At 37.3% G+C, this 3,869-nt stretch carries 5 protein-coding genes; 2 read left to right on the top strand and 3 right to left on the bottom strand.

Annotated features, from left to right (window positions below):
- Positions 1 to 142: 142 nt before the first annotated feature.
- Positions 143 to 1,096, top strand: a complete 954-nt coding sequence (locus tag HRT72_04525; GenBank protein NQY66972.1) for an SPFH domain-containing protein — start codon at positions 143 to 145, stop codon at positions 1,094 to 1,096.
- A gap of 1 nt (position 1,097) precedes the next feature.
- Here HRT72_04525 and HRT72_04520 read toward each other — a convergent pair whose 3' ends face one another.
- The 3 genes from HRT72_04520 to HRT72_04510 all read right to left on the bottom strand — a co-directional run bounded on the left by HRT72_04520 (position 1,098) and on the right by HRT72_04510 (position 3,085).
- The gene (locus HRT72_04520; GenBank protein NQY66971.1) at positions 1,098 to 1,394 is read right to left on the bottom strand and encodes a DUF1801 domain-containing protein; all 297 of its coding nucleotides are present in this window, start codon (positions 1,392 to 1,394) and stop codon (positions 1,098 to 1,100) included.
- 124 nt (positions 1,395 to 1,518) lie between these two features.
- Positions 1,519 to 1,845 (bottom strand): antibiotic biosynthesis monooxygenase, encoded by a 327-nt coding sequence (locus HRT72_04515; protein ID NQY66970.1) that lies wholly within the window; start codon positions 1,843 to 1,845, stop codon positions 1,519 to 1,521.
- Between the two features lie 10 nt (positions 1,846 to 1,855).
- A complete protein-coding gene (locus tag HRT72_04510; GenBank protein NQY66969.1) occupies positions 1,856 to 3,085 on the bottom strand; it encodes a hypothetical protein in 1,230 nt (409 codons plus the stop codon).
- A gap of 201 nt (positions 3,086 to 3,286) precedes the next feature.
- Here HRT72_04510 and HRT72_04505 point away from each other — a divergent pair.
- Positions 3,287 to 3,869, top strand: a 583-nt coding sequence (locus HRT72_04505; GenBank protein ID NQY66968.1) for an FAD-dependent oxidoreductase, incomplete at its 3' end; no start/stop codon positions are given.

The raw sequence follows: 3,869 nt of genomic DNA, 5'->3' as shown, positions 1-3,869 counted from the left end.
TCTTTAATAAATAGAATAGAAAAGGTGTATCGGGAAACCGATACGCCTTTTTTGTTTTTGACTTTATATGTTACTATCAAGTGAAGTAAATCAATAACAAGTATTACCTTAAACATTATTATAAACTTTAAACTAAACTACCATGGACGGATTTTCGATTTCAACGACTGTATTCTCTGTATTGAGTATGCTTTTTTTATTCAATGCTATTTTTACTGTAAAGCAGAAGACTGCAGTTGTTATTGAAAGACTAGGCAAGTTTTTACGAGTGGCAGAACCAGGTTTGCAGTTTAAAATTCCTATAATAGATCAGAAGGCGGGTTTGGTAAACTTAAGAGTAATGGAGTTGCCTGTAGAAATTGAGACTAAAACGAAGGATGATGTATTCGTTCGCTTAATTGTATCCGTACAGTATTTTGTAACAGGGAATCCAGAGGGAATAAGAAAGGCCCATTATCAATTTGATAATCCTGGACAACAAATCCAATCATATGTATTTGACTCGATTCGTTCTGAAGTTCCAAAATTAATTCTGGATGAGGTGTTTAGTGAGAAGGATAGAATCGCAAATGCGGTGAGGGATGAACTAACAGAAACAATTAGTGAGTTTGGATTTGAAATCATCAAGGCTTTGGTAACAGATATAGATCCAGACTCTAAAGTAAAGAACTCAATGAATGAGATTAACGCCGCTAAACGAATGAAGGAAGCTGCTAAGGAATATGCCGAAGCAGAGAAAATTAAGGTTGTAACAGCAGCCGAAGCAGAAGCTCAAAGTAAGAAGTTACAAGGAGAGGGTATCGCAAATCAGAGAATTGCAATTGCCAACGGTCTTAAGCATTCTGTAGAGGAAGTAAAAGGAGCGATGGAAGATGGCGTAAGCGGACAGCAAGTAATGAATATGCTTTTTATGACACAGCACTATGATACAATAAGTAGATTGTCTGAAGGTAATGTAAGCACGATTTTCATGCCTTATTCTCCGAGTTCAGTTGGAAGCCTTCAATCTGAAATTCAATCTGGTCTATTAGGCGTGGATATGCTTAAAGAAGCCAAAGCGAAGCAGGAAAAAGAAGAGGGTAAAGGTCAGGCTTAGATTATTTCTTACTGAAATACTTCCTGTCGACATCTACCGCTTCAAATAGATAAGTACGGACTATATCTACATCAATTTCAGAAACATCATTAAAGGTTTTCCAATACACTTCTTTGCAAGTGCCTTTTCCTAGATAGTTAATTTCGTCTTGCATGAGATTAGCGCTACAGAAACCGAGGTTAACACCTTGGTGTTTTGTTTTCCCCCATTGAATAGAAGCAGGCCAAATAAAGCATACACGTCGGTTGAGATGGTAGAAAGTAACGTTGTAAGCTAACTTCTCCTTGCAATCGGGCATGCAAAAAAATCAAATGCCGTAAGCGCTCAACGATAAGCTGTTCATCTTCATTAATAAATTCTAAGAAGTCATCTATGCCCGAAAAATTATATTGTTGGTATTTATTTTTGGCCATAGGCCTATCTTAAGAATTGCTCTTGTCGAATTCGTAATCTCTTTCCACTTTGGCAATACGCATTTTGAAACACTCGTACCACTGTTTTCTGCCTCGCTCTTGAGCGGTTAAATGTTCTGAGTTAGCTTTCCAGGCTCTGATTGAGTCTAGGTCTTCCCAATAGGAGATATTAATTTCCCATTTGTCGCCAATCTCTTCCATACCACAGAAGCCCTCATGTTCCTTGGCAAGCTCCATCATACGTTCAGCAGTTTCGTCGTATCCTGTAAGGTCGTCGCTTAATAATGCCGTAAATATAATTGCGTAATATGGAGCAGAAGGTGTTTTAACTATCATGGTTGCTGTTTTAGAATCCGCCGCCTCCCCAAATATCGTTTCCGCCACCTACTTCTATCCCATCGCTTGGATTGGCCTTCTTTACTTTTTTCTTGATGTCGTAAAAGTCTCGCATTGATTTTTCTGAATAGCTATCTGTATTCCATGTTTTAACCACATCACCTTCTTTAAATGCAATTATGCGAGGGAAGTCTTCACCTTCGAGCATTCGTTTGAAATCGGCTAGATCTTCTGTTCTCCAAAAAATGTCTTTACAGCCACCTGCTTGGTTAAAAAAATAGTTGAGGTCGTATTCCGTTCCGTATACAAATAAATAGACATCTGGTAAACCACCATCTGCTTGCATTTCGCACATGTCTTTGTAAGATTCCTGGCAGTGGCTACAGGTTAAACTAAACATGCAGATAAGTTTTTCGCCAGTCTCTAAATCAAGCTTTGTCCCATTATCATATTCTGCGTAATTAGATATTATTTGCTTTGTGATGCTTGTTGAAGATTGAGCCAATGGTTTCACCTCAGTTTCTTTTTCAATTGAAACAACTTCTTCAGCCTTTGTACTGGGCACTTCTTCAGGTGTAGTCTCAATTGCAAGAAGTTCTTTATCTAGTTTTTCAACTTCTTCCGGATCCGTTATTCCAACTGGAGGAATTTTATCTTCTGAAAAAGTTGTCTCCGTAATTGCTATTTCGGATTCAGTAACAGGCACACTTGGTGCGTAGTCTTTAATCGTTAAGAATAAAGTAGCCATGGTTACACCGCCAATTACAAGTGGCATTACCCAGGTTTCAAAACGCATTATTCCAACTCTAGTGTACGACTTCAATATAAAAACACCCAATGCCATTGCGACTATGTTTTTTATAATCGATTCAAGATTGGTCATTGGTAGTACATCTCCAAAACAACCACAGTTACCATCTACAAATCCTCTTTGTGTTCCTTCGTAAAAAAGATGGGCCGTAAATGCGAGTAGTATAACTTGTACAGTAGGGATTATAGTCTCTTTTAATAGTCGGTCTTGTAATAAAGCAGCACCAAGCAAAAGCTCTCCACTTATTATTATCCGCGTAAATAGTTGGAGATACCACATTTCACTAGAGTGATCGAAATAGTCTGGACCGATAAAAAGTTCTGCAACCATTCCATCAAAGAATGCTAGAGATAATAGTTTACTTATTCCAGAGAAAATAAATAATGCTGATAAAATCAGCCGGCTTATTTTTATTAATCGTACTTCCATTTGTCTTATTTGATAGAGTTGAATTAATACATAGCTATTAATTCGAAGTATAACGGAAATTACTAAAGAAGAGTATTAGTACCAAGTAACAATCCTTGATAATAATCTATGTTTATTGTTAATAACCATGCCTACAAGTTTTTAATCAATATGAATTCAAATGTTGATATTTGCATAAGGTCAATTAATAGAACTTTCTATATGGAAACAAAGGTAAAAGCACTTCAGGGATCAAAGTATACTCCAATTTGGGTGGATAATAAAATTCGACCTAAAACACTTCCAGCCTTAAAAAAGGATATTGAATGCGACTTACTTATTGTAGGAGGAGGATTTACAGGACTATGGGCTGCGCTTCAAGCAAAAGAAAAAGAGCCAACTCTTGATGTTGTACTTGTTGACTCAACATTTATTGGGAATGGTGCCTCGGGAAGAAATGGAGGAATGTTTGAAGCCCTTTTAGCACATAGTTCTAATAATTCGGATTATCATTTCCCTGGAGAGAAGGAGGAAATTTCTGAATTGGGAATGATAAACTCTAAGGAATATATTGAGAGTTTAAAGAAATACAACATTGATGCCCGATACGAACAAGTTGGAAATTTGAGAGTGGCAGTTAGTGAAGGGCAGAAAGAAAGTTTACGGGAAGAGTACGAACACCTGAAATCTCGTGGGGCAGAAGTTACATGGTTTGATCAAGATGAAGTTAGGGCAAAGGTTAACTCAGAAACATACTTGGCCGGTATGTGGGAGGATAACGGAATAGATGGTATTATAGATCCAG

The organism is Flavobacteriales bacterium (assembly GCA_013214975.1).
In the GTDB taxonomy this organism is placed as follows: Bacteria; Bacteroidota; Bacteroidia; order DT-38; family DT-38; genus DT-38.
The sequence above is the reverse complement of the archived record's forward strand: the minus strand, read 5'-3'. Positions and strand labels throughout refer to the sequence as shown.

Bases quoted from the DNA above. Each gene is read 5' to 3' on its own strand.
- HRT72_04525 (NQY66972.1), top strand. From the start codon at position 143: ATGGACGGATTTTCGATTTCAACGACTGTATTCTCTGTATTGAGTATG.
- HRT72_04520 (NQY66971.1), bottom strand. From the start codon at position 1,394: ATGCCCGATTGCAAGGAGAAGTTAGCTTACAACGTTACTTTCTACCAT.
- HRT72_04515 (NQY66970.1), bottom strand. From the start codon at position 1,845: ATGATAGTTAAAACACCTTCTGCTCCATATTACGCAATTATATTTACG.
- HRT72_04510 (NQY66969.1), bottom strand. From the start codon at position 3,085: ATGGAAGTACGATTAATAAAAATAAGCCGGCTGATTTTATCAGCATTA.